This window comes from Microbulbifer sp. SAOS-129_SWC, assembly GCF_039696035.1.
Classification (GTDB): domain Bacteria; phylum Pseudomonadota; class Gammaproteobacteria; order Pseudomonadales; family Cellvibrionaceae; genus Microbulbifer.
Window position 1 is genome coordinate 1987158 of the sequence record NZ_CP155567.1, and the last position, 24345, is coordinate 2011502.

Below are 24345 nucleotides of genomic sequence, written 5' to 3' on the forward strand. Positions count from 1 at the left end.
AATTTCCCCGTGATAAACTCCTGCCGCAAAATAATGCCATAGTTGCCTGCGACACCACGCGCTTCGCCAGGTGCCGGCCTTCAACCGCGCAGTGACAGGAAAATAGACAGGAAATTCACTCCATGCTCAAGCTCTGTGATCTCAAGGATGCCAGTCAAAGTGTGTGGTTGGTCTCACCCAAAGTGACGATCGGGCGCGCCGCTAATTGCGACCTGACCATTGCTGATGAATCCGTGGCCAAGCTGCATGCGGAAGTGGTGGTGGACAACGACCGCCTGACCCTGCACAACCTCGCCGGCAGCGGTCAGGTCTTGCTGAATGGCGAGCCGGTAAAAGGCCGCTGCCCGCTGAAGCTGAACGACGAGTTGCGTATTGGCGGGCGCACTCTTGCGGTGTTGGATCCCAAGGTGACGCGGCTGAAATCGGCTGCGGGCAGTAATGGTGTCGCCTGGGCCCTGCGCGCCAATCATCCGGCCATCGCCGGGCGTGTATTCCCGGTGCGTGAGAGCAGTGTGGTGGGGCGTTCGGACGAGTGTGATATCACCTTCTCGCTGTCTCACCTGTCGCGCCGCCACGCGCGCCTGGATGTGCGCGACGGCCTGTTGTTTGTGGTCGACCTGGGCTCCGCCAACGGCACCTACCTGAACAACAAGCGGGTCGCGGAGACCCGTGTGCGCCGCGGCGACGAACTGCGCTTCGACACTCTGAGCTTCAGCGTTGTGGGGCCGGCGGACGACCTGAACAAGACCACCGTGCGGCCGGTTGTCTCCGCCGCCCAGTTGCGCGCTGCCGGTGAATTGGACAACTCGCGCCCGGTGGAGACAACCGTCGTATCGCAATCGCAGCCGACCCGCGAGCGCAGCCGTTACGACAGCGACTCGGCGCTGGCCGACGGCGGTAGCAGCGCCTGGATCTGGATGGGCGGTCTGGTGCTGGCGGTTGCGGCGCTGGGCTTTTTCTGGGCCCGCAACCAGGGGCTGATCTGAAGGAGTCGGGCGCAGTGGCGCGTGAATTGATTCTGTATACCACCCTTGGCTGTAGCCTGTGCGAAAAGGCCAAGGTGGAGATCTGGCCGCAGCTCGAGCGCTTCGGGCTGCGGCTCAAGGAGCAGGATATTGCCGAGGACCCGCAGCTGCTGGAACGCTTCGCTACCCGCATCCCGCTGGTAGGGCTGGGCGATTGCGATGATGTCTGCGCCTGGCCGTTCGATGCCGGGCAATTGGAAGCCTGGTTGCGCCCGCGTATCACCGCATAGCTTGATGGTGATGTCGCGTGCAGGCGGCCGCGGGATTCCCTCGATTTTCTTGCGCTGATCTATTCCGACCCAGGCGTGGCCCGATTTGGCGGCGCGCACTCTTGCAGGAAAGGTAAGCGCGATTTCCTGTTTTTTTTCTCCACCCGTTGCACGCCAGACTGCTGGCCAACTTTGTCTTCATGGCCGGCTTTGAGGTCGTCCCTCTGTACAAGAAATTTGCTGTGCCTGGTTCTTCCCGCGGAGTGCTCTGCGCGTGCGGAAAATGGCGGAAAGTTTAAGCGACGCGATTGAGCGCAGTTATTCTTCTCGAATATTTATTTTCTTGCAGGCCTGCGCTTTTCGGGAAAATCCGGATGCGAACACATCGCTGCTCATGCGGCAATGTATTCGCGGAATAGTGATCGTTCCCCCAGTTGCCCTTCAGAGCTTGCTGCTGGCTTCCTGTTCGCTCAGGAGTGGCAGTTTGGTGCCACTGCGATAGGCGTAGATCACCGTGTAGGCCAGTACGTTCTGCACATACTTGCGCGTTTCGTTGAACGGAATCGTCTCGATCCAGACGTCGTACGGCAGTTTTTGCTCGGTCTCCTTCAGCCAGCTGGCGACGCGACTGGGGCCGGCGTTATAGGCGGCCGCGGCGAGGAAGCGGTTGTTGTTGAAACGGCTGAGCAGGCTGTTCAGGTAGAAGCTGCCCAGTGCGATATTGGTTTTGGGGCTCAGCAGGTCCCAGCGCCGGCGGTAGTGAACGCCGGCCCGGCGCGCAGTGGCGCGGGCGGTGGAGGGCAGCAGCTGCATCAGGCCGAGGGCGCCGGCGCGGGACTTGGCGTCGTGGCTGAAGTGGCTTTCCTGGCGCGCCACGGCGTAGATCAGGTAGGGGTCCAGCGCGGTCTTTTTGCCCATTCGCTTGCTGACATTGTCGACGATATCGGAAAACGCCAGCGGGAAACGCAATTCCAGGTCATCGAGATAGTCCGCCGCCAGCACCGACTGGATCGACTTGTGGTACCAGCCCCAGGCGCTCGCCACCTTGCCGGCGGTGAGCAGCTCCTCGTGGCTCATGTCCTCGGTGGCATAGTGCCATTCGCGGCGGGCGTGGTAGAACTCGCCGATGGCCTGCAGCTCGCGGGCGCGTTGCATGCCGGGGCGCACCGCCATCGATTCCACCTGTTTCGGTGTGACCGGTGCCGGTCGGTCGACGAAACTGTAGTTTTGCCCGAGGGTGTCGGCGGCCAGGAAGCCGTAATAGCTGCGCTCCTGTGCGGCTTCGCGGTAGAGCGACACCGCGGCGTCGGCACGGCCCTTGCCGTAGATCTCCTCCAGTGAGCGCGCTTTCCAGTAGAGCCAGCGATCGCGGTGCTTTTCGTCCTCCGGCAGGCGGTCGATCCAGAAGGCCACCTGTTCCCAGTCGAGTTCCCGCAGCGACTGCCGCGCCAGCCACTCGATCGCGCGGGCATCGGTGAAGTTTTCGCTCTTCAGCAGGCGCCGCAGCCCGTCCATATCCTCCTGGCGCGCGAACTGCAGGGCCAGGTCGCGCAGCAGACGGTCGCGCTCGGCGTCACTGAACAGGTAACTGGATTCGTAGCGGTGCCAGGTCTTTTCCGCTCTGGCGGCATCCTGCCGCGCCAGCCGCTGCAGGCCGTGCAGGACGATGGCGCGGTACTCCTGCTCAAATTTGTGGGACTTGCCGCCGGCGAAGCGCTGGTAGCGCAGCAGCAGTTTCGGGTCGCGGTGTACCGAGCGCAGCAGCTTTGCCAGGCGCGCGTGGTCGCTGTCCATTTTATCCGCCACATACTCGGCCAGCTGCAGGTTGCCGCTCGCCACCGCCAGGCGGTGGCGTTCCCAGGCGAGGTGCTGGGTCAGGCCGCCGTCCTTGATCCAGCGGGCGAAGACATCATCGCACTCCTCGGCCTGGGAGTGACCCACCAGCCACAGTTTTCGCACCAGCTTGTAGGCGGCTTTTTTGTCGCCGTGGCGAGCCTCGGCGTCGGCGTAATAGCAGCGCAGTGAGGTGCGACCGATCTTGTCCGGTTGGTAGTACTCGAGGTAGGCCTGGAAGCGCTGGCGTTTGCCCAGTTCGCGCAGCAGGCGCACGCGCATCCAGTCGCCGATGGCGGTGTCGCGATTGTCGGCCAGAAAACGGTCGATATCGCGGTAGGGCAGGCTGGAGAGCTTTTTGGAGATCTCCCAGTAGTCGATATAGGGGCGCAGCGGGTAGCCTTTCAGCTCCCGCTTCAGTTTCGCCAGCGTGGCGCGGTCGTTATGGGCGATCGCCAGGCGTGCGGCCTGCAGCTTCTCGCGCTGCGCCACGGCCCGTTCGGCATCGCTATCTGTTTCCGCTGCCTGGACGCCAGCGGCGCCCAGTAGCATGCAAATCAGTAACGCCAGTCCCTTTGCGTCAATCGACATCGCAAATCACCCGATTGAAAATCTCGCGCCGGTTATTTTCAGCAAACAGTGTAAAACAATACACTACCAGCCCTGCGCGATAAATAATGCGTAAAATATCCGTTTTTTGCACCGGGACCGGCCGCTGCTGGAGCGCTCTTGACAGGGGCAACGGGAGTCCGGTCCGACATCAAATATTGTAGTTGTTTATTATGTTGCTTCAGTTGGATGGCGTCAGTTTGCGCTATGGAACCCAGGTGCTGGCGGATGACGTCAGCGCCAAGATCGACCGCGGTGACCGCATTTGCCTGGTGGGCCGCAACGGCGAGGGCAAGTCGAGCCTGTTGCAGGTGATCGCCGGCGATATCGACCCGGAAGGCGGTGAAGTGGTGCGCGCGAACGGCCTGGTGCAGGCCTCGCTCGACCAGGAGCTGCCGTCGGACTGCACCGACAGCGTCTACCGCTTTGTCGCCGGCGGCCTCGGCGCGCTGGGCCTGTGCCTGGCGGATTACCGCGACGAGCCGCGCGCCGATCTGCAGGCGCGTATCGAAGCCGAGGGCGGCTGGGAGCTGCTGCCGCGCATCGACGGTATCCTCGACCGTCTGGGCCTGAATGCGGACGACCGGGTGGCGGACCTGTCCGGCGGCTGGCAGCGCCGCGCGGCGCTGGCGCGGGCCCTGGTGACCGAGCCGGACCTGCTGATTCTCGATGAGCCTACCAACCACCTGGACATCGCCGCGGTGGAATGGCTGGAAGACTTCCTCGCCAGCTACCGCGGCGCACTGCTGTTTGTCAGCCACGACCGCGCACTGGCGCAGCGACTGGCAAAGACCGTGTGGGATCTGGACCGCGGCCGGCTGCGGGTGTTTCAGAGCCGTTTCGACCGCTACCAGGCCGACAAGGAAAAGCTGCTCGAGGAGGAGGCCCGCAACGAGGCCCTGTTCGACAAGAAGCTCGCCCAGGAGGAGACCTGGATCCGCCAGGGTATCAAGGCGCGCCGCACCCGCAACGAGGGCCGCGTGCGCGCCCTGCAGGCGCTGCGGCGCCAGCGCGAGGCGCGCCGTGAGCGCCAGGGCGTGGCCAAGCTGGCACTGGACGCGGGCGAGCGGTCGGGCAAGCTGGTGGCCGAGCTGAGCGATGTCTCTTTCGCCTATCCGGGCGAGCCGCCGCTGGTGCGTGACCTTTCCTTCACCCTGATGCGCGGCGACAAGGTGGGGCTGATCGGCCCCAACGGGGCCGGCAAGAGTACCCTGATCCGGCTGTTACTGGGCGAGCTGCAGCCGGACAGCGGTACCGTGCGCCTGGGCACCAAGCAGCAGGTAGCCTACTTCGACCAGCGTCGCGACCAGCTGGACCCGTCCCTGTCGGTGCTGGACAACGTCGCCGGTGGGCGCGAGTCGATCACCGTCGGCGGCAGGACGCGTCACGCCATGTCCTACCTGGCGGATTTCCTGTTCAGTGGCGAGAAAGCGCGCACACGCGTGGACGGGCTCTCCGGCGGCGAGCGCAACCGGGCGCTGCTGGCCAAGCTGTTCAGTCAGCCGGCCAATATCCTGGTGCTCGACGAACCCACCAATGACCTGGATGTGGAAACCCTGGAGCTGCTCGAGCAGTTGCTGCTGGATTTCTCCGGCACCGTACTGCTGGTGAGCCACGACCGGGCATTTCTCGACAACGTGGTCGATTCCTGCCTGGCGTTCGAAGGGGAGGGTGTCGTGCGCGAATATGTCGGCGGTTATGCCGATTTCCTGCGCCAGGGCGGTCGTTTCATTTCCGCGGAAGAGCGCGAGCAGGCAGCAGCGAAAAAGCCGAAACCCAAGGCGGCCGAAGCGGCACAGCCGAAGAAGAAAAAGCTCAGCTACAAGTTGCAGCGGGAACTGGACGCGCTGCCCGGGACCATCGAGGAGCTGGAAGGGGAGATCGGCAGGCTGGAGGCGGAAGTCGCAGACCCGGCTTTCTACCAGCAGGCGCAGGAGCGGGTGGAAGAACGGCTGCGCCTGTTGTCGGAGCGCCAGGCACAGCTGGACGTGGCGTTCGAGCGCTGGGCAGAACTCGACAGCCTGTCAGACGGGGAGTGATGCGCGCGGCCCGGGCCGCGCGCTCCGGCCGTTACTCCTTGACCCGGACGGCGAGCACGTCGCAGCCCGCGCCGTGCAGCACGCCGTTGGCGGTGGAACCGAGCAGCAGGGACAGACCGTGGCGGCCGTGGCTGCCGATGATAATCAGGTCTGTGTCCTGTTCTTTGGCCAGCCGGTGAATTTCGGTCGCCGGTTGTCCCAGCACCACATGCTGGTGGTCGGCGTCGACACCCAGCTGCTCGCCGGCCTTGCGCAGTTGCTCACTGGCCTGCTTCTGCAGCTGTTCCTGTACCTCGGACAGATCCATCGGGATATCGCCACCGTAGGCGAAGGTGAGTGGCTCGATCACGTGGATCAGATCCAGCTCGGCGTCGAATGCCTTGCCGATCTCGGCGGCCTTGTCCAGGACCTGGGAGGCTTCCTCTGTCAGGTCGAGTCCCACGAGAACCCGTTTTTTACTGCTCATAGGCACTAGCTCCTTTTTTTGTTCGCCGCAGCGAGCCGCGGCCTCAGTGCGCCCGAAATCAATGCCCGCTTGCGCGATGGCCATATGTAGCCGTTGCGCGGCTTGTACCCTTTCACCAAACTCTGTCTTTAGCCGGGCCGCAGAGTTCAACAAAAGTCTACTTTAAAAAAAACGGCTTGACATAAATAGTGCTGTGTCATCCACAATGTGCGCCGTTTTCTACTCACGAGGAGCGGGTATGGCCGGTTGGCTTCCCCTGATCATCATACTGTTGGCCGTGGTGCTGGTGGTGGGCCCGGTGATGTGGCTGAAGCCCAGCAGCCGCGATCGGCGCCTTGCGGATCTGCGCCAGCGCGCCGCGCGCGCCGGCATGTCGGTACAGATGCAGCCGCTGCCGGCGGCGCTCGGGGAAGGCAGTGCCGCGGTGTATACCCAGCGCTGGCGCGACCGCCGCCGCCTGCAGTTGGGGTGGAGTCTGGAGCTGCAGCGCATGGAACACGAAATGCACTTCGCCGGGCGCTGGGACTGGAGCGGTGGGCGCAGTGCGCCGGAACCGGCGTGGGAACCGCTGCGCGAACTGTTGGCGCAGCTGCCCCGCGATGCCTGTGCGGTGGTCGCCAGCGACAGTGGTCTCGGTGTGCAGTGGCACGAAGACAGCGGCGAGTCGGGTATGGCGGCACTGGAGGGCGCGCTGCCGGAATTCGGCCCTTCTATAGAAGAAGCGATACGCCAGCCGCGCCGCGAGGAACCGGCACCGGAATAGCGCCCGCGGGCCGGCTTTTGCACCGGTGAAACGTACCTCGGTGGGGCCGGTACGGCGCCGCAGGCGCGGCCGCCGACAGCGCCGCCGGGACAAAGAATTTGCACCGCTCGCTTGACCGCACTGTGGGCGGAGCTTATATATTCGCGCAGCGCGGTCCTTCGGGAGCGGGCTGTTGAGTTTGCGAAAGCAGTAAATTTTCTATTCAAAATCAAGTGCTTATGGGTAAATCACTGGTCATTGTCGAATCGCCGGCCAAAGCCAAAACTATCAACAAGTATCTCGGCAAGGACTTCGTCGTGAAGTCCAGCGTCGGCCATATTCGCGATTTGCCCACCGGCGGCGGCAACAAGCAGCCGGTCGATCCGAAGGAGCGTGCGCGCCGCGCCGCGGAAACGCGCAAGCTGTCCCCGGAAGACAAGGCGATCTACAAGCGCAAGAAAAACCGCGAGCAGCTGATCAAGCGCATGGGGATCGACCCGGATCACGACTGGGCCGCGAACTATGAAATCCTGCCGGGCAAGGAAAAGGTCGTCAGTGAGTTGCGCAAGCTGGCCGCCAATGCCGACACCATCTACCTCGCGACGGACTTGGATCGCGAGGGGGAGGCGATCGCCTGGCACCTGCGCGAGGCCATTGGCGGCGACGACGGCCGCTACCGCCGCGTGGTGTTCAACGAGATTACCAAGTCGGCGATCCAGGAGGCCTTCAAGGCCCCGGGCCCGCTGAATATCAATCGCGTCAACGCGCAGCAGGCACGTCGTTTCCTCGATCGTATTGTCGGCTACATGGTGTCGCCGCTGCTGTGGGAGAAGGTCGCGCGCGGATTGTCCGCCGGCCGCGTGCAGTCGGTAGCCGTGCGCCTGGTGGTGGAGCGCGAGCGCGAGATCCGCGCGTTTATTCCCGAAGAGTACTGGACGCTGTTTGCGGATACGGCCACCGCCGCCGCCAACCCGCTGCGCCTCGAAGTGAAAAAGCAGGCCGGTGAGGCCTTCCGCCCGACCAACGAAACGCAGGCCAGCGTCGCCGTGCAGGCGCTGCAGGGCAGCGATTATGTGGTCAGCGCACGCGACGACAAGCCCACCAGCTCCAAGCCCTCGGCGCCGTTCATTACCTCGACCCTGCAGCAGGCGGCGAGTAACCGCCTCGGTTTCAGCGTCAAGAAAACCATGATGCTGGCCCAGCGCCTCTACGAAGCCGGCCACATCACCTATATGCGGACGGATTCCACCAACCTCAGTAACGAGGCGGTGGAAACCGTGCGGGAATTTATCGGCGAGAGTTACGGCGATAAATACCTGCCGGAAAGCCCCAACAGCTACTCGAGCAAAGAGGGCGCGCAGGAGGCACACGAGGCGATCCGCCCGTCGGATGTGCGCGTCCAGCCGAACATGCTGTCCGGCGTCGAGCGCGACGCGGAGCGGCTGTACAACCTGATCTGGCAGCAGTTCGTTGCCTGCCAGATGACGCCGGCCCAGTTCACCTCCACGTCGGTGGTGGTCACCGCCGGTGATTACGAACTGCGCGCCCGCGGCCGTGTGATCCGTTTCGACGGTTTCCTGAAAGTGGCACCGCCGTCCAGTAAAAAAGACGAGGATATGGTGCTGCCGGATGTCAAAGTCGGCGAAAAACTGGCACTGAAAAAGCTCGATCCGAAACAGCACTTCACCAAGCCGCCGGCTCGCTACAGCGAGGCGGCGCTGGTGAAGGAACTGGAAAAGCGCGGTATCGGCCGCCCGTCGACCTACGCGTCGATTATTTCCACGATCCAGGATCGCGGCTACGTTCGGCTGGAAAACCGCCGTTTCTACGCGGAAAAGATGGGCGATATCGTCACCGATCGCCTGAGCGAAAGCTTCACCAACCTGATGGACTACGGCTTTACCGCCAACCTCGAGGAGTCGCTGGACTCGGTCGCCGACGGCGACAAGGGCTGGAAGCAGCTGCTCGACGAGTTCTATCGCGACTTCTCCGGACGTTTGGAAAAAGCCCAGGACACCGACGGCGGTATGCGCCGCAACGCGCCCACCGATACCGATATCGAGTGCAGCAAGTGCGGTCGCCATATGCAGATTCGCACCGGCTCCACCGGGGTGTTCCTCGGTTGTTCCGGCTACGCGCTGCCGCCCAAGGAGCGCTGCACCAACACCATGAACCTGGTGTCGGGTGATGAAGCGGTGGATGCCGATACCGACGAAGAGGCGGAATCCCGCCTGCTGCGCGAGAAGCGTCGTTGCCCCAAATGCGGCACCGCGATGGACAGCTACCTGCTGGACGAGCACCGCAAGCTGCACATCTGCGGCAACAACCCGGACTGCAATGGCTACGAGGTGGAGAAGGGCACCTTCAAGATCAAGGGCTACGACGGTCCGGTGATCGAGTGCGACAAGTGTGGCGCAGACATGCAGCTGAAGTCCGGCCGCTTCGGCAAGTATTTCGGCTGCACCAGCGAAGACTGCAAGAACACCCGCAAGCTGCTCAAGAACGGCCAGCCAGCGCCGCCGAAAATGGATCCGGTTCCGATGCCGGAACTGCCGTGCCAGAAAGTGGATGACCACTACATTCTGCGCGACGGTGCCTCGGGCCTGTTCCTGGCCGCCAGCCAGTTCCCCAAGAACCGCGAGACCCGTGCGCCGCTGGTCAAGGAAATCCTGCCGCACAAGAGCGAGATAGACCCGAAGTACAGCTTCCTGTTCAGCGCGCCCGCCGAGGACGACCAGGGGCGCGATACGGTGATCCGCTTCAGCCGCAAGACCCAGGAGCAGTACGTGCAGTCCGAGGAAGAGGGCAAAGCCACCGGCTGGCGCGCCTTTTACCGCGATGGCAAATGGCAGATTGAAGCCGGCAGCAAGTCCGCCGGTGCCAAGCGCAAGCCGGCGCGCAAGAAGGCGGCGAAGACGGCCAAATGAGCAATCCGTATACCGGCACCGTCGCCTCGGCACTGCGCAAAGCGGAGCTGCTGCTGGCGGCGGGCGGTGATACGGCGCTGCAGCGTGCAGCGCAGCAGGAGGCCGCGGTGCTGCAGCTGTGGCGCGCCTACCGGGCGTTTCTGGCCGAACTGGCGTATCTCTTGCAGCTGGGGCAGGGGGTCGAGCCGGAATCGCCCCAGGCCCTGGACGAGCGCGCCCGCAGCCAGGGCAAATACTGTGCCGCCGCGGTGGAAATGTGCGAGCTGGATCGCGGTGACGGCTGGCTCGCGCAGCTACAGTCGGCCTGGGTGGCGCTGTGGCGCTTTGCCGGTGAGTCCCCCCGAGGGGGCAGCGCCGCGCAGTTGATCCCGCTGCAGGATCTGTCGGTCGCGGCGGAGCTCAGTGATTCGCAGCTGCGCGAATGGCACCGCGCGCTGGTGGAGCTGGTGCAACGCCACCGCGCGCAGGCGCAGGAATTCTGAGTGTCGGCAGGCCCTAGCGCCTGAATCTGCGACTACGGCTGTGTTACACTGCGCGCAAATCGAGAGTAGGGAGCTGTAAATGTCCTCCGAGACCTTTGAAATTATTGAACTCGCCAATGGTGATGTCGCGCTGCGCCGCGCCGGTCACCGGGAGGACCCGTTGGTGCGCATCCACTTTTCCGATGAAAGCAGTAATTTCCTGCGCGAACACAAGATCGCCGTCGCCCGCGCGATGCTGGAAGCGGGTATCGAGGCAGTACAGACGATCGATGAGATGGATCCGGATTTCCACGAAGAGGAAGAGCTGGAGCCGGTCAATCATACGATCCACTGATGGCCCGACCTGCATGGGTCTAATTGCCCCACTGCCGTTCCGGCAGACAAAAAAAGAGCGACCTGTGGTCGCTCTTTTTGCTTCTGGCCCGGCAGTATCTTTCTGATACCGCCTCAGCCGGTCACCCGGCATTGCCCCTTCAGGGGTGCTGGCGAATCACGCCCACGGCCAGCCCTTCGATCGAGAAGTGCTTGTCCCGCATATCCACCTGAATCACGTCGAAATCCTCGTTTTCCGGCAGTAGCTGTACCGTGGCCTGGTTGCCTTTGCGGCGGAAGCGTTTCACGGTCACTTCGTCTTCGATACGCGCCACCACGATCTGGCCGTTGCGCGCCTGATCGGATTTCTGTACTGCCAGCAGGTCGCCGTCGAGTATGCCGGCGTCGCGCATGCTCATGCCGTGTACCCGCAGCAGGTAGTCTGCCGGCGGGTGAAAAAAGTTTGACGGCAGCTCGCAGTAATCCTCGATATTTTCTTCCGCCAGGATGGGGTTGCCGGCGGCCACGCGGCCGACGATCGGCAGTCCGGGCTGGTAGTCGGGGATGCGGATACCGCGGGAGGCGCCCGCCACCATTTCGATCGCACCCTTGCGCGCCAGCGCCTTGAGGTGCTCCTCCGCCGCGTTGGGGGAGCGGAAGCCCAGCTCGTGGGCAATTTCCGCACGGGTGGGCGGATAGCCGGTTTCGTCGATATAGGACTTGATCAGTTCGAGAACCTGAGTCTGGCGGGCGGTGAGGTTGGTCATATGGGCACCTGGTTGATGTCTGTATTTTTATACAGTTGCTGTGATTATATACAGATTTGTCAGCGGCGCAATCGCCGTGCCGGTAGTGCGCGCGAGCACTAAGCGCGGCTGCTACTAGCGGCTGCTAAAGTAGGATTAGGAAAAAACAGGTTTTCGTCGAATTCGGCGACAAATCAGGGACGTACAATAATGCTCGATGCCAAAATGCCCGAAGCCTGGCGCGTACTGCGAATCCAATCCGAACTGGTCGACGGAATCGAGCGGCTGATCGCGCTGAGTGGCGCCGTGACGGTATTCGGCAGCGCGCGTTTTGCCGAAGATACGCCCGAGTACCAGCAGGCCCTGCGTCTGGGCGAGCTGCTGGCCACGGAGGGAATTCCGGTCATTACCGGCGGCGGGCCCGGCCTGATGGAGGCCTGCAATCGCGGCGCCTATCCACAGCCCGGTTCTTCCATCGGGCTCAATATCGAGCTGCCGTTCGAGCAGCACGCCAATCCTTATCAGGATATCGGCCTGCATTTTCGCTATTTCTTCGTGCGCAAGTTCATGTTCGTGAAGCACGCGGTGGGATTTGTCGGTCTGCCCGGTGGCTACGGCACGCTGGATGAATTGTTCGAAGCGCTGACACTGGTGCAGACACAGAAAGTGCGGCGCTTTCCCATCGTTCTGGTGGGCAGGCGCTACTGGTCGGGTTTACACGACTGGCTGGTGGAAACGGTACTCGAGCGGGCGTGTATCGATGCGGCCGACCTGGATCTGTTTCGCATCGTCGACAGCGTCGACGAAGCCGCTGATATCATCATCGAGTTTATTCGTTCGCGGGAGTAGCAACGCATCCGCGCGGCGCTCGCGCCGGTGCCGACTCCTGCTTTGGCCCGATCGTATTCCCCCCTTCCCGCGGCGGCGTCAACTGGCGCCGGATGTGCTAATCTGCCCCAGTACCAAACAAGCGTTTTAATTGTAAGTTTGAATATTGGGCAGTCGACTATGAGCCAGACGGATACCGTCAGCCGGATTCTGGATGCAGCGGAAGTACTGTTTGCCGAGCGCGGGTTTACCGAGACGTCCCTGCGCACCATTACCAGTACTGCCGGCGTAAATCTCGCCGCGGTAAACTATCATTTTGGTTCCAAAAAAGAGCTGATCCAGGCGGTGTTCGAACGCTTCCTGACGCCCTTTACCGAGGCGCTGGCGGCGACCCTGGACCAGCGCGCGGCAGCCCGGGAACGCTTGACCGTGGACGAGCTGCTCGAGAGCCTCTTCCGGGTCGGCCTGGGCAGCCTGGCGGCGCAGGGGCGCGACCCGCAGCGCTTCATGCGCCTGCTGGGGCTGGCCTATACCCAGTACCAGGGGCACCTGCGCCGTTTTATCGTGTCTCGCTATGGCGACAGCTACCGGCGCTTTGCCGGGTTGCTGGCCCAGGCACTGCCGGGGCTGGATCCGGTGACCTTTTACTGGCGCCTCTACTTTATGCTCGGTGCGACCATTTTTACCCTGTCGAGCTTCGACGCCATCGAGGCTATCCTGAGGGAGGATTTCGGTGCCGAGAGCAGCCTGCCGGAAACGCTTGAGCGCCTGGTGCCCGCAGCAGCGGCGATGCTGAAAGTGAATGCGGAATGAGGAGTATGGGAATGACTCTGTGTTGTTTGGGTGGCCACTGGCCGCGAAGCGGCGGTGAAAAGATGCACCGCATGAAACCTGCGCCTATGTGCCGCAATCGCCACTTGTCACTCTGCATTGAGGTGCCCGTATGCTCGGCCCATTGATGATCGATGTCGAAGGCCTGGAACTGACCGCGGAGGACCGCGAGCTGCTGCGCCATCCGCTGGTGGGTGGTCTGATCCTGTTTGCACGCAACTACCGCGACCGCCCGCAACTGCAGCAGCTGGTGGAGGCGATTCGCGCCGAGCGCCCGGAGATTCTGGTGGCCGTGGACCAGGAGGGGGGCAGGGTGCAGCGCTTTCGCGAGCAGTTTACCCGGTTGCCGTCGATGCAGGCCCTGAGTGCGCACGCCGATGCCGAACAGCTGCGCGATGTGGGCTGGTTGCTGGCCGCGGAACTGCTGGCGCTGGGAATCGATTTCAGTTTTGCCCCGGTGCTGGATGCGGACGATCGCCATTGCCGCATCGTCGGCGATCGCAGTTTTTGCCCCGACCCCGCCGGGGTCACGGAGCGGGTGCGGCCGTTTGTCGCCGGTATGCACGAGGCCGGCATGGCCACCACCGGCAAGCACTTTCCCGGCCACGGACATGTGCTCGAGGACAGCCACGAGGAGCTGCCGGAAGACGAGCGCTCGCTGGATGAGGTTATGGCCAGCGACGCGCTGCCGTTTACCGAGATGATCGGCGCCGGTGAGCTGGACGCAGTGATGCCGGCGCATATTCGCTTCGTCCATGTGGACAGCCAGCCGGTGGGTTTTTCACCGTTTTGGCTGCAGTGGATTCTGCGTGAACAACTGGGTTTCGACGGTGTCATCTTCAGTGATGACCTGTCGATGGAGGGGGCTGGCGCCGCTGGTGGTTATGCCGCGCGGATCCGCGCGGCGCTCGATGCCGGTTGCGATATGGGTCTGGTCTGCAACAATCGCGCCGGTGCCCTGGAAGCGCTGGCGGAGCTGGAGGGCATGCAGCCGTCGGCAGAATCGGCACGGCGCCTGCAGCGCATGCGAGGCCACGCGGGAATTGCCAGCTGGGCGGAACTGGAGTCCACCGAGCGCTGGCAGAAAACGCGCGCCTGGCTGGCCAGCTGGATGTAGCGTGCGCGGCGCGCACCGATAGGCGCAATGGTGCGAACAGTATCCTGATACTTTTTCAGTGCGCACGGCGCGCGCAATAAAATCTTTGATCTGACCGCGAACGACGAAGAGGGGGCATTATTCGTGGAGTCCGTTAAGGTGTTTTTGCTGTCCTGGGTGGGGGACAACCGCTGGTGGATACTGGCGGTCTTTCTGATTGTATTGGCCTCGGCGCTGAGTGCCTGGTTGCTGGCACGCTTTGTACAGCGCCTGGCGCGGCGCGCCGAGCGCACCATGAATCCCTGGGACGATGCGCTGGTCGGCGCGATGATGCCGCCCGGCGCGGCGCTGATCTGGCTGCTCGGGCTGAGCCTGGCCGCCAGCCGCGCCGGCCATGCCACCGGTGCGGAGATCTTCTCGCTGGCCGAATCGGTGCGGGAAATTGGCCTGATCCTCGTCATCACCTGGTTTGCCTGGCGCTTTTCCCGCAACGTGGAGCACAACCTGCGGGACCCGCGCTACATGGGCAAGCCCATGGATGCCACCACCGTGCGGGCCATGGGCAAGCTGGTGCGGGCATCGATCGTTATCACTGCGGCGATGGTGATCATGCAGTTCCTCGGTTACAGCATCAGCGGCGTGCTGGCGTTCGGGGGGATCGGCGGCCTCGCCGTGGGCTTTGCGGCCAAGGACCTGCTGGCCAACTTTTTCGGCGGTCTGATGATTTACCTGGATCGCCCCTTCGCTGTGGGCGACTGGGTGCGCTCGCCGGATAAGGAGATCGAGGGTACGGTAGAGGATATCGGCTGGCGCCTGACCCGCATCCGTACGTTCGACAAGCGCCCGTTGTACATTCCCAATGGCATCTTCGCGCAGATTGCGGTGGAGAATCCGTCGCGCATGCTGAACCGGCGCATCTACGAGACCATCGGCATCCGCTATCAGGATGCACCACTGGTGGGTCCCATCGTGGCTGACGTCAAGGCGATGCTGCAGCAGCACCCGGAAATCGATACCAACCAGACGCTGATAGTCAATTTCAACAGCTTCGCGCCGTCATCGCTGGATTTCTTTGTCTACACCTTCACCAGGACCACAGACTGGGTGCGCTACCACGAAATCAAGCAGGATGTTCTGCTGCGCATACTGCAGATTGTCGAGGGGTACGGTGCTTCCTGTGCCTTCCCGACCTCCACATTGCATATCGCCGAGCTGCCCGGGGCAAATAGTCCGGGATAGACAGCTAAATTAGGGGAGTACGTAAAAACACGATTGTGCACTTATATTTTGGCAATACGTCACAATTGGTGGTTTATTGCGCATGATCCGAAATCGCTGTTATTTATTTCGCGATCAAACCTAGACACTGGCGCCATTTTATCTAAGAATCGGTAGGTGTCTGTCGGGGCTGACCCGCCAGGCAGGGTACGACAGTCGCCGGCATCAGTATCGGTGACTGGGATCGGGGTGGCGTTTGCACTCTTGCTCGTGAAAGTTGATTCGCGAAAGTCTGGAGGCAAGCGCAATAACAATAATGAGGTTGTCTCAATGAGTGATCGCGTTACAGGTACAGTGAAGTGGTTTAATAACGCCCGTGGTTATGGCTTCATCACCTGTGGAGAAGGAACTGAAGATATTTTCGTGCACTATCGCAGCATTCGCGGCGAGGGTTACAAAACCCTCAACGAAGGCCAGTCGGTAGAATTTGAAATGCAGCAAGGGGACAAGGGACTGTTGGCGGAAGACGTGGTTCCCTGCGAGTAAGCCTCCGGTTGCTCGTTCGCAATAATATTCTGCACTGAAGACTCCGCATGCCGCATCCGGCTCCGGGGTTTTCAGCGTTGCTGCCCTCGGGGGGCAGTGCATCGCAATAAAAAAGGCGAGCCAGTTGGCTCGCCTTTTTTATTGCGCTCAAGCAGGGTTGTTGCGCCCTGGCGGGCGGCGGATCAGCCGCCGCCGACCATGCGCAGCAGCTGGCCGCAGAACCAGGCGGCGTAGGTGCCCAGTGCATAACCCATCACTGCAAGGAGCACGCCGACCGGCGCCAGCGATGGGTGAAAGGCCGCTGCGACCACCGGCGCCGATGCCGCGCCGCCCACATTGGCCTGGCTGCCCACCGCCATGAAAAAGGTCGGGGCCTTGATCAATTTGGCCACCAGCAGCATCAACCCCGCGTGCACGGCCATCCAGATGGCGCCGAGCAGGAACAGCTCGGGGCTGTCGCTGAGCGCGGTGATGTCCATATGGGTGCCGATAGTTGCCACCAGGAAATAGATAAACACCGAGCCCACTTTCGACGCACCGGCACCCTCGAGTTTTTTGGCGGGGGAGAACGCCGCGGCGATGCCGAGCGTGGTGGCGATTACGATCAGCCAGAAGAACTGGCTGGTAAAGCTGAAGCGGGCCAGTTGCGGTGCGTTGTCCTGGAACCAGGGCGCCAGCTGATCGGCGCAGGCGTGGGCAATGGCGGTAATGCCGAAACCGACTGCGGCAATCAGCATCAGGTCGGTCAGGGTCGGGTTGCGCGAGTGTTTCTTGTGCATCGCCTCGACGTTTTCGCGCAACGTGGTGATCGCGGAAGTATCTGCCCCGGTGCGCGCATCCAGTTTTTTGGCGTTGCCGGCCATGACCAGCAGTACCGCCATCCAGATATTCGCGCAGATCACGTCCACCGCCACCATGGCGGAGAATATCTGTCCGCCCACGCCAAAGATTTCCTTCATCGCCGCCTGGTTGGCGCCGCCGCCGATCCAGCTGCCGGCCACGGTGGTCATGCCGCGCCAGACCGCTTCCGGTCCGCTGACACCGATGATGTCCGGATCGATCCACGACATGACCAGCAGCGCAATGGGGCCGCCGATCACGATGCCCACAGTGCCGGTCAGAAACAGGATCAAGGCTTTGGGGCCGAGATTGACGATGCCCTTCAGGTCGATGCTGAGTGTCAGCAATACCAGGCTTGCCGGCAGCAGATAGCGCGAGGCAACAAAGTAGAGCTGCGACGATTTGGCATCGATGATGTGGAAGGTGGTCAACAGGGACGGCAGGAAGTAGCACAGTAGCAGGGCGGGGACGAAGCGGTAGAAGCGCTTCCAGAAGCGGTGTTCACTGCCGGCGGTGTAAAAGACCAAGCCGAGAATAGCGGCGAGAATGCCGAGAATGATGGCGTCGTTGGTAATCATGGTTGCGGAAACTGGTGCTTAGTGGAGTAGGGGTGGCGGGGAGCCGGCAGCGGGCGCAATCGCCGGCTGCCGGGGCCGGTTTCAGGCGTCGCTGCCTGCGGCGTTTTCGCTGGGATCGACTTTGCGAATTTCGATCAGAACGCCGAATTGCGGGTTGTCGAAATAGTGCAGCTCGCCACTGCGCAGGCGGCGCTTGGCCTGCAGCAATGCCACATGCCGGGCGTAGGCGGGCATGTCGGTGGCGATCGATTGGCTGGCGCCGGCCGACAGGTTCATCGGTTCGTCACTGGCGCTGGCCGTGGTGAGCGGTGCCCGCGGTACCGCCGGCACAAGCACACCGGAGCCCGCGACGTTGTCGTTGCCAGTGCCATCGAACTCGTTGTACCAGAGGTTGGTGCTCAGATGCAGGTAGTGAGCCACACTTACGGTAATCGTGCCCTCCAGCTGGTGGTGGTCGCCGTAGCTGTCACCGCCGCTGATAACAATGGCGGGCGAGCGGTGTTTCTGCTGCAGCACCTGTTGCCAGGCGCGGTGGAACAGCACCTTGTAATTGCCGCTGCGATTCAGCGCGGCGACCTTGTTGTTCAGCTGGGTCGGCACCTGGGTCAGCAGTGGTAGACCATTTTTCTGCGAGTGAAAGTCCACCCAGCGCTGAGGGTACTGCAGCTTCGGCGCCGCCGGCCAGGTCTCTCCGGACTTGTCCATGCCCTGGGTGCGGCTGAACACGATCATCTCGATCTCGAAGGGTGTGCCGGCGTAGTTGACTGCATTGGCACTTGCCGCCGCCAGTGCCAGCAGCAGTGCGGAGCACAGTTTGAGGGTTCTGGTCATGTCGTTACCGCTGTAATCGTTATCTGTTTGTGTCTGTCGTTATCGGCAGCCTGTGCAATGCCAGCAGCTCGGTGAAAGCATTCCGCTGGCGAAGACAGGCAGAGGTCATGGTGCCTGTGCCGGTCGGCAGTGTAGCGGCACATGGAAGTGCCGCCGCCGGCACCGCCGGCGCGAGCCCGCAAAATGCCAGCAGCTCCGCGCAGCTGCGATCAAGCATTGCGCGGGCGACGATTAACAGGGGCCATGGATGGCCCCTGCAGGTCGTCAGTGTCGCGGCACACGGAAGTGCCGCCGCCGGCACCGCCGGCGCGAGCCCGCGAAATGCCAGCAGCTCCGCGCAGCTGCGATCAAGCATTGCGCGGGCGACGATTAACAGGGGCCATGGATGGCCCCTGCAGGTCGTCAGTGTCGCGGCACACGGAAGTGCCGCCGCCGGCACCGCCGGCGCGAGCCCGCGAAATGCCAGCAGCTCCGCGCAGCTGCGATCAAGCATTGCGCGGGCGACGATTAATAGGGGCCATGGATGGCCCCTGTTAATCAGTAGGTAAATAGTATCACTGCGCCAGCCGATCCAACACACCGGATACCTGCTGCAGGCGCTGTTCCGGGCCGTCCTCGTCGAGGGCGAAGCTCAAGTGGTTGGCGCCGGCGAGCTGGTAGCGGCCGGGTTCGGTCTGCACCATTTTAACCAATGTCAGTGGATCAACCCGGGTATTCTCCGCAAATTCGATACGTCCCCGCGCCGCAGAGGCCTCCAGCTTGCGGATGCCCATCTTTTCCGCGGCCAGTTTGATCTCGGTAGTGCGGAACAGGTGCTTGAGCGGCTCCGGCAGCAAACCAAAGCGGTCGATCATCTCCACCTGCAGTTCCCGCAGTTCGGCGCTGTCCGCGGCGTTGGCGATGCGCTTGTACATCATCAGGCGGCCGTGCACGTCCGGCAGGTAGTCCTCCGGGATCAGTGCCGGTATACGCAGGTTCACGTCCACCGCCGGCGATTCCAGCGGTTCGTCGATATTCGGCGTCTTGCCCTCGCGAATGGCCTTTACCGCCTGGTCGAGCATTTCCATATACAGGGTGAAGCCGACGCTCTGAATCTGGCCGCTCTGTTCCTCGCCGAGTAGTTCGCCGGCACCGCGGATCTCCAGGTCGTGGGTGGCCAGGGTGAAGCCGGCGCCCAGGTCCTGGGCCTCGGTGATGGCCTCGAGGCGCTTGACGGCGTCGGCGGTCATGGCGCGCTTGTTGGGGGTCAGCAGGTAGGCGTAAGCCTGGTGGTGGGAGCGCCCCACGCGGCCGCGCAGCTGGTGCAGCTGGGCCAGGCCGAACTTGTCGGCGCGCTCGATCACGATGGTGTTGGCGCTGGGCACGTCGATGCCGGTCTCGATAATGGTAGTGCACACCAATACGTTGAAGCGCTTGTGGTAGAAGTCGCTCATGACCTGTTCCAGCTCACGCTCGCGCATCTGCCCGTGGCCGATACCGATACGCGCCTCGGGCACCAGTTCGCCCAGTTCCCGTGCGATGCGCTCGATGCTCTTGACCTCGTTGTGCAGGAAGTACACCTGGCCGCCGCGCAGGATCTCGCGCAGGATCGCCTCCTTGATCAGCGCGTTGTCGCGCTCGCGCACAAAGGTCTTCACCGACAGGCGCCGCGCCGGCGGCGTGGCGATCACCGACAGATCGCGGATGCCGGCCATGGCCATATTCAGCGTGCGCGGAATTGGCGTGGCGGTGAGGTTGAGGATATCTACCTCGGCGCGCAGGCTCTTCAGGCGCTCCTTCTGGCGCACGCCGAAGCGGTGTTCCTCATCAATGATCAGCAGGCCCAGGTTGTGGAAGTCCAGGTCGCTCTGCAACAGCTTGTGCGTGCCGACGAGGATATCCACGGCGCCGCTGGTCACCTTCTCCTTGATGCTGTCGATCTCCTTGCCGGAGCGGAAGCGCGAGATCACTTCGATATTGAGCGGCCAGTCGGCGAAGCGGTCGCGGAACGATTGATAGTGCTGCTGCGCCAGCAGGGTGGTGGGTACCAGCATGGCCACCTGTTTACCGGCGTGGGCGGCGACGAAGGCCGCACGCATGGCGACTTCGGTTTTTCCGAAGCCGACATCGCCGCAGACCAGGCGATCCATCGGTTTTTCCGAAAGCATATCCGCGACCACGGCCTCGATCGCCTGCTGCTGGTCCGGGGTCTCCTCGAACGGGAAGCCGGCGGCGAACTCGCGATAGGCCAGGCCGGGATTGGCAAACGCGTGACCGACGCGCGCCTCGCGGCGGGCGTAGATGTCCAGCAGCTCGGCGGCGGCGTCGCGGACCTTCTCCGCGGCCTTGCGTTTGGCTTTCTGCCACTGCTCGCTGCCCATCTTGTGCAGCGGCGCCAGCGCCTCGTCGGCGCCGGAGTAGCGGCTGATCAGGTGCAGGCTGGCCACCGGCACGTAGAGCTTGGCCTCGCTGGCGTATTGCAGGGTCAGGAACTCTGCCGCCTGGCCGTCGATGTCGAGGCGCTGCAGGCCGCGGTAGCGGCCGACCCCATGGTCGATATGGACCACCGGCGCGCCGATGCGCAGCTCGGCCAGGTTTTTGATCGCGTTGTCAGCGTCGTCCTTGGCCTTCTTGCGCCGGCGCTGCTGCAGCACCCGCTCGCCGAACAGCTGTGGTTCGGCAATCAGGTTCAGCGCCGGCTCCGCCAGCAGCATGCCCTGGTCCAGCGGCGCCACGGTAATACCAAAGGCCGCGTCGCTGGCGGCGAAGTCCCGCCAGCTGGCAAAGGTTTCCGGCTGCAGGCGGATACCGCGCAACAGTTCCAGCAGCGATTCGCGCCGGCCGCCACTCTCCGCACAGAAGAGTACGCGGCCGCTGAAGTCCATCAGATAGGCTTCCAGCGCCGCCAGCGGCTGGTCGGACTTGCCGTCTACCGGCAGCTGCGGCGGCGCCTGGGTGGCGAAATTGTGGTTGCCCTGGGCTTCCGGCAGCGTCTCGGCGGAGAAGATGGCCCGCGGCATGGATTTCAGGGCGCCGTTCACCTCGGCCACGTCCAACAGTATCTGCCGTGGCGGCAGCAGTGGCCGGGTCAGGTCGCCGCGGCGGCTCTCGTAGCGGTTGCCCACCTCGCGCCAGAAGTTCTCCAGCGCCGGCTGGATGTCGCCGTGCAGGAACGCGATGCTGCGGTCCGGCAGGTAGTCGAACAGGCTGGCGCAGTGGCCGCGGAAAAACAGCGGCAGGTAGTACTCGATACCCGCCGGGGCGATGCCGGCGTTGATGTCCTGATACAGGGGCACCAGGCTTGGGTCACTGTCGAACTGCTCGTGCCAGTTCTGCAGGAACTCGGCCTGGGCCGCCTTGTGCAGCGGGAATTCGCGCGCCGGCAGCAGCTCGATGCGTGCGACCTTGTCCACGGTGCGCTGGGTCTCCGGGTCGAAGGTGCGCAGGGATTCGATCTCGTCGTCGAACAGGTCGATGCGGTAGGGCAGGGGGCTGCCCATCGGAAAGATATCCATCAGCGCGCCGCGCACGGCGAATTCACCGTGTTCATACACGGTGTCTACGCAGTGGTAGCCGGCCTGCTCGAGCAGGCGGCGCTGGGTGTTCATGTCGAATTGCTGACCCTCCTGCAGGATCAGTGCGTTGCCGGCCACGTAATCCCGCGGCGGCAGCCGGTGCATCAGTGTGCTCACCGGCACGATGACGATACCGCGGCCCATCTGCGGCAGACGGTACAGGGTGGCGAGGCGATCGGAGATGATGTCCTGGTGCGGCGAGAAGGTGTCGTAGGGGAGGATTTCCCAGTCGGGGAAATGGAAGATTTCCAGCGCCTCGTCGCCGTCGCTATCTCGCCGCGGCTTGTTAAAAAATTTCAGCTGCACCTCGAGTCGGTGCGCTTCGAGGCTGTCGCGGGTCACCAGCAGGGTGGGCCCGGAGGCGGCGCGGGCGGCATTCAGGATCGCCAGTGCGGCAGCGGCGCCATGCAGCTGGCCCCAGTACTGGCGATCACTCGCAGAGCGGAATTCCGGGGGTGTCAGAGGGTGTAAATCGGTCATCTTTCCTAATAAATCCGCGCTTTTTAGTCGGGGGTCGGCTCGAGGGACGCTATTGTAGCGGTGAACGAAACAGTGTGCAGAACAACCGTTCGCAAGCGGTCGCGAAGGGCTCCGGCGAGAGGGGGTGAGGGGGCAGATGATCGGGGCTCTGGCGGCAGCGATATTGGTAGTTTAACTACAATATTTTGATGTTTTTTTGTGCGGTTGCGCGGCTCCGGGGCAATGCTTATATTCCGCGCCACGCGGCTGGGGTCTCCCCCCAAAGCCGCGATATTCCTGCCTATTCAACAGATTGCAGAGGTGTCTGACTGTGACTCAGAAGCGACCGAAGCCCGCGGACTTTTTCAAGGACTGGAAGGAGCGCGAAGCGCTGGCCGAATCCATGATCCCGATGATTGGCAAGCTCAACCGTGAGCGCAATGTCGGGGTCTATATGTATGGCCGCAACCTGGTAAACCGCTCCGTGCTCTCCATTATGAAGGCGCACCGCTTCGTGCGTCAGGTCGAGGAGAACGAACTGTCCGAGTGGGAAACTTTCCCGGTTCTGGAAGCCATCTGCAAGCTGGACCTGGGCCCGGTGCATATCGACCTGGGCACCCTGACCAACAAATACATGCGCGACGACCGCGGCCTGTCTGTGGACCAGTTCGTCAAGGAAGAGCTGGCCGACGCCGAGGGTGCCGGCACCCCGATTCCGGAGCCGCGCGACGTGGTTATCTACGGTTTCGGCCGTATCGGCCGCCTGGTGGCGCGCCTGTTGATCGAAAAGGCCGGCAGTGGCGATGTGCTGCGCCTGCGTGCCATCGTGCTGCGCAAGGGCAAGGCCGACAACGACCTGGTCAAGCGCGCCTCCCTGCTGCGCCGCGACTCTGTGCACGGCGCCTTCAAGGGCACCATCCGCGTGGATGAGGAAACCAGCTCGCTGATCTGCAACGGCAACGAGATCAAGGTGATCTACGCCAACTCGCCGCAGGAAGTGGACTACACCGCCCACGGCATTCACAACGCCATCGTCGTTGACAGCACCGGGGTGTGGCGCGACGAGGCAGGCCTGTCCCAGCACCTGGAGAGCAAGGGCGCCGACAAGGTGCTGCTGACCGCCCCGGGCAAGGGCGACCTGAAGAATATCGTCTACGGCATCAACAACGGCGACATCCAGCCGGAAGACAAAATCCTGTCCGCGGCCTCTTGTACCACCAACGCCATCGTGCCGGTGCTGAAGGCGGTGATGGACAAGTACGGTGTCGAGCACGGCCACGTGGAAACCGTGCACTCCTACACCAACGACCAGAACCTGATCGACAACTACCACAAGGGTGAGCGCCGTGGCCGCGCGGCCGCACTGAACATGGTGCTGACCGAGACCGGGGCCGCCAAGGCCGCGTCCAAGGCGCTGCCGTCGCTGAAGGGCAAGCTGACCGGCAACGCCATCCGCGTGCCGACCCCGAACGTGTCCATGGCGATCCTGAACCTGAACCTGGAGCAGGAGACCACCAAGGATGAGCTGAACGAGTACATGCGCGATGTGGCGCTGCACTCGCCGCTGCGCCAGCAGATCGACTACACCAACTCCCCGGAAGTGGTGTCCAGCGACTTTGTCGGCTCCCGTCGCGCCTGCGTGTTCGACGCCATCGCCACCATCGTCGATGGCAAGAACGCGGTGCTGTACTGCTGGTACGACAACGAATTCGGCTACAGCTGCCAGGTGGTGCGCTGCCTCGAGGACATGGCTGGCGTGCGCTACAAGCTGTTCCCGAAAAGTGACTGAGGCGCCATTTTAGCGTCGGTGCGGGCCGCCCCCGGGGGGTGGTCTGCAGCCGCGTGGGGCTGCCTGGCCCCGCGCGGTGATCTCCTCCCAAATCCCTGTTTTTTCAGCAAAATTTTCCTACCATCGGGCGCAATATCCCGCTTTCGCACTGGTAAAACGTACGCCCCATCTTTATAATGCGCGCGATTTTGGCGGGGCCGCCGTGCGCCGAGAAGTTAGCTTCCTCCTTGCCCGACCTCCGGGCGAAAACGGCTGTAAGCCCCCGCAATGTGGGAATTCCTGAAACAGTGACACTGCAATCCGGGCGTGGAGAGTCACATGCCGTGCCGTCGGATGAAGTGCCGCTGTTGCATATTTTTCAAACTAGAAACTTAGGCATAGGCGT

Annotated in this window: 19 protein-coding genes; 13 read left to right on the top strand and 6 right to left on the bottom strand. The window is 62.9% G+C overall.

Annotated features, from left to right (window positions below; all coding sequences use genetic code 11):
- Nucleotides 1-122 precede the first annotated feature (122 nt).
- Together ABDK11_RS08600 and ABDK11_RS08605 are read left to right on the top strand one after the other, a co-directional pair.
- A complete protein-coding gene (locus tag ABDK11_RS08600; RefSeq protein WP_346839881.1) occupies nt 123-986 on the top strand; it encodes an FHA domain-containing protein in 864 nt (287 codons plus the stop codon).
- 14 nt (nt 987-1000) lie between these two features.
- Nucleotides 1001-1255: a glutaredoxin family protein gene (locus ABDK11_RS08605; RefSeq protein ID WP_346839882.1), complete on the top strand. Its 255-nt coding sequence runs from the start codon at nt 1001-1003 to the stop codon at nt 1253-1255.
- Between the two features lie 420 nt (nt 1256-1675).
- Here ABDK11_RS08605 and ABDK11_RS08610 read toward each other — a convergent pair whose 3' ends face one another.
- The gene (locus ABDK11_RS08610; RefSeq protein WP_346839883.1) at nt 1676-3658 is read right to left on the bottom strand and encodes a transglycosylase SLT domain-containing protein; all 1983 of its coding nucleotides are present in this window, start codon (nt 3656-3658) and stop codon (nt 1676-1678) included.
- A gap of 191 nt (nt 3659-3849) precedes the next feature.
- Between ABDK11_RS08610 and ABDK11_RS08615 the strand changes: the two genes are divergently transcribed.
- Nucleotides 3850-5715 carry an ATP-binding cassette domain-containing protein gene (locus ABDK11_RS08615; RefSeq protein WP_346839884.1) on the top strand — a complete coding sequence of 622 codons (1866 nt, stop codon included), beginning with the start codon at nt 3850-3852 and terminating at the stop codon, nt 5713-5715.
- Nucleotides 5716-5746: 31 nt separating this feature from the next.
- Here ABDK11_RS08615 and ABDK11_RS08620 read toward each other — a convergent pair whose 3' ends face one another.
- Nucleotides 5747-6181: a universal stress protein gene (locus ABDK11_RS08620; RefSeq protein WP_346839885.1), complete on the bottom strand. Its 435-nt coding sequence runs from the start codon at nt 6179-6181 to the stop codon at nt 5747-5749.
- A gap of 238 nt (nt 6182-6419) precedes the next feature.
- Between ABDK11_RS08620 and ABDK11_RS08625 the strand changes: the two genes are divergently transcribed.
- The 4 genes from ABDK11_RS08625 (at nt 6420) to ABDK11_RS08640 (ending at nt 10666) form a co-directional block, all read left to right on the top strand.
- Complete coding sequence (locus ABDK11_RS08625; protein WP_346839886.1) at nt 6420-6944, top strand: hypothetical protein; 525 nt, start codon at nt 6420-6422, stop codon at nt 6942-6944.
- A 218-nt stretch (nt 6945-7162) separates the two neighbouring features.
- Nucleotides 7163-9850, top strand: coding sequence for a type I DNA topoisomerase (gene topA, locus ABDK11_RS08630; protein ID WP_346839887.1), 2688 nt, complete (start codon nt 7163-7165; stop codon nt 9848-9850).
- Nucleotides 9847-10332: a DUF6586 family protein gene (locus ABDK11_RS08635; RefSeq protein WP_346839888.1), complete on the top strand. Its 486-nt coding sequence runs from the start codon at nt 9847-9849 to the stop codon at nt 10330-10332. Before topA ends, ABDK11_RS08635 begins: the two co-directional genes overlap by 4 nt.
- Nucleotides 10333-10411: 79 nt before the next feature.
- Entirely contained in the window at nt 10412-10666 is a 255-nt protein-coding gene (locus ABDK11_RS08640; protein WP_346839889.1) for a hypothetical protein, read from the top strand.
- 139 nt (nt 10667-10805) lie between these two features.
- Here the strand turns inward: ABDK11_RS08640 and lexA are convergent, their stop codons facing one another.
- The gene (gene lexA / locus ABDK11_RS08645) at nt 10806-11411 is read right to left on the bottom strand and encodes a transcriptional repressor LexA (protein WP_346839890.1); all 606 of its coding nucleotides are present in this window, start codon (nt 11409-11411) and stop codon (nt 10806-10808) included.
- Nucleotides 11412-11600: 189 nt separating this feature from the next.
- On the opposite strand from lexA, the gene ABDK11_RS08650 reads away from it, so the two are divergent.
- The 5 genes from ABDK11_RS08650 to ABDK11_RS08670 all read left to right on the top strand — a co-directional run bounded on the left by ABDK11_RS08650 (nt 11601) and on the right by ABDK11_RS08670 (nt 15909).
- Nucleotides 11601-12239, top strand: a complete 639-nt coding sequence (locus ABDK11_RS08650) for a TIGR00730 family Rossman fold protein (protein WP_346839891.1) — start codon at nt 11601-11603, stop codon at nt 12237-12239.
- A gap of 159 nt (nt 12240-12398) precedes the next feature.
- A complete protein-coding gene (locus ABDK11_RS08655) occupies nt 12399-13031 on the top strand; it encodes a TetR/AcrR family transcriptional regulator (protein ID WP_346839892.1) in 633 nt (210 codons plus the stop codon).
- A gap of 130 nt (nt 13032-13161) precedes the next feature.
- Nucleotides 13162-14166: a beta-N-acetylhexosaminidase gene (gene nagZ / locus ABDK11_RS08660; RefSeq protein ID WP_346839893.1), complete on the top strand. Its 1005-nt coding sequence runs from the start codon at nt 13162-13164 to the stop codon at nt 14164-14166.
- A gap of 123 nt (nt 14167-14289) precedes the next feature.
- Entirely contained in the window at nt 14290-15384 is a 1095-nt protein-coding gene (locus ABDK11_RS08665; RefSeq protein WP_346839894.1) for a mechanosensitive ion channel family protein, read from the top strand.
- A 309-nt stretch (nt 15385-15693) separates the two neighbouring features.
- The gene (locus ABDK11_RS08670) at nt 15694-15909 is read left to right on the top strand and encodes a cold shock domain-containing protein (protein WP_346839895.1); all 216 of its coding nucleotides are present in this window, start codon (nt 15694-15696) and stop codon (nt 15907-15909) included.
- A gap of 182 nt (nt 15910-16091) precedes the next feature.
- On the opposite strand, the gene ABDK11_RS08675 is transcribed toward ABDK11_RS08670, so the two are convergent.
- The 3 genes from ABDK11_RS08675 to mfd form a co-directional block, all read right to left on the bottom strand.
- Nucleotides 16092-17327 carry a DUF819 family protein gene (locus ABDK11_RS08675; protein WP_346839896.1) on the bottom strand — a complete coding sequence of 412 codons (1236 nt, stop codon included), beginning with the start codon at nt 17325-17327 and terminating at the stop codon, nt 16092-16094.
- A gap of 81 nt (nt 17328-17408) precedes the next feature.
- The gene (locus ABDK11_RS08680) at nt 17409-18158 is read right to left on the bottom strand and encodes a peptidoglycan binding protein CsiV (RefSeq protein ID WP_346839897.1); all 750 of its coding nucleotides are present in this window, start codon (nt 18156-18158) and stop codon (nt 17409-17411) included.
- A gap of 554 nt (nt 18159-18712) precedes the next feature.
- Complete coding sequence (gene mfd / locus ABDK11_RS08685) at nt 18713-22192, bottom strand: transcription-repair coupling factor (protein ID WP_346839898.1); 3480 nt, start codon at nt 22190-22192, stop codon at nt 18713-18715.
- 304 nt (nt 22193-22496) lie between these two features.
- Here mfd and ABDK11_RS08690 point away from each other — a divergent pair, with 304 nt between their 5' ends.
- The gene (locus tag ABDK11_RS08690; RefSeq protein ID WP_346840188.1) at nt 22497-23960 is read left to right on the top strand and encodes a glyceraldehyde-3-phosphate dehydrogenase; all 1464 of its coding nucleotides are present in this window, start codon (nt 22497-22499) and stop codon (nt 23958-23960) included.
- Nucleotides 23961-24345 lie beyond the last annotated feature (385 nt).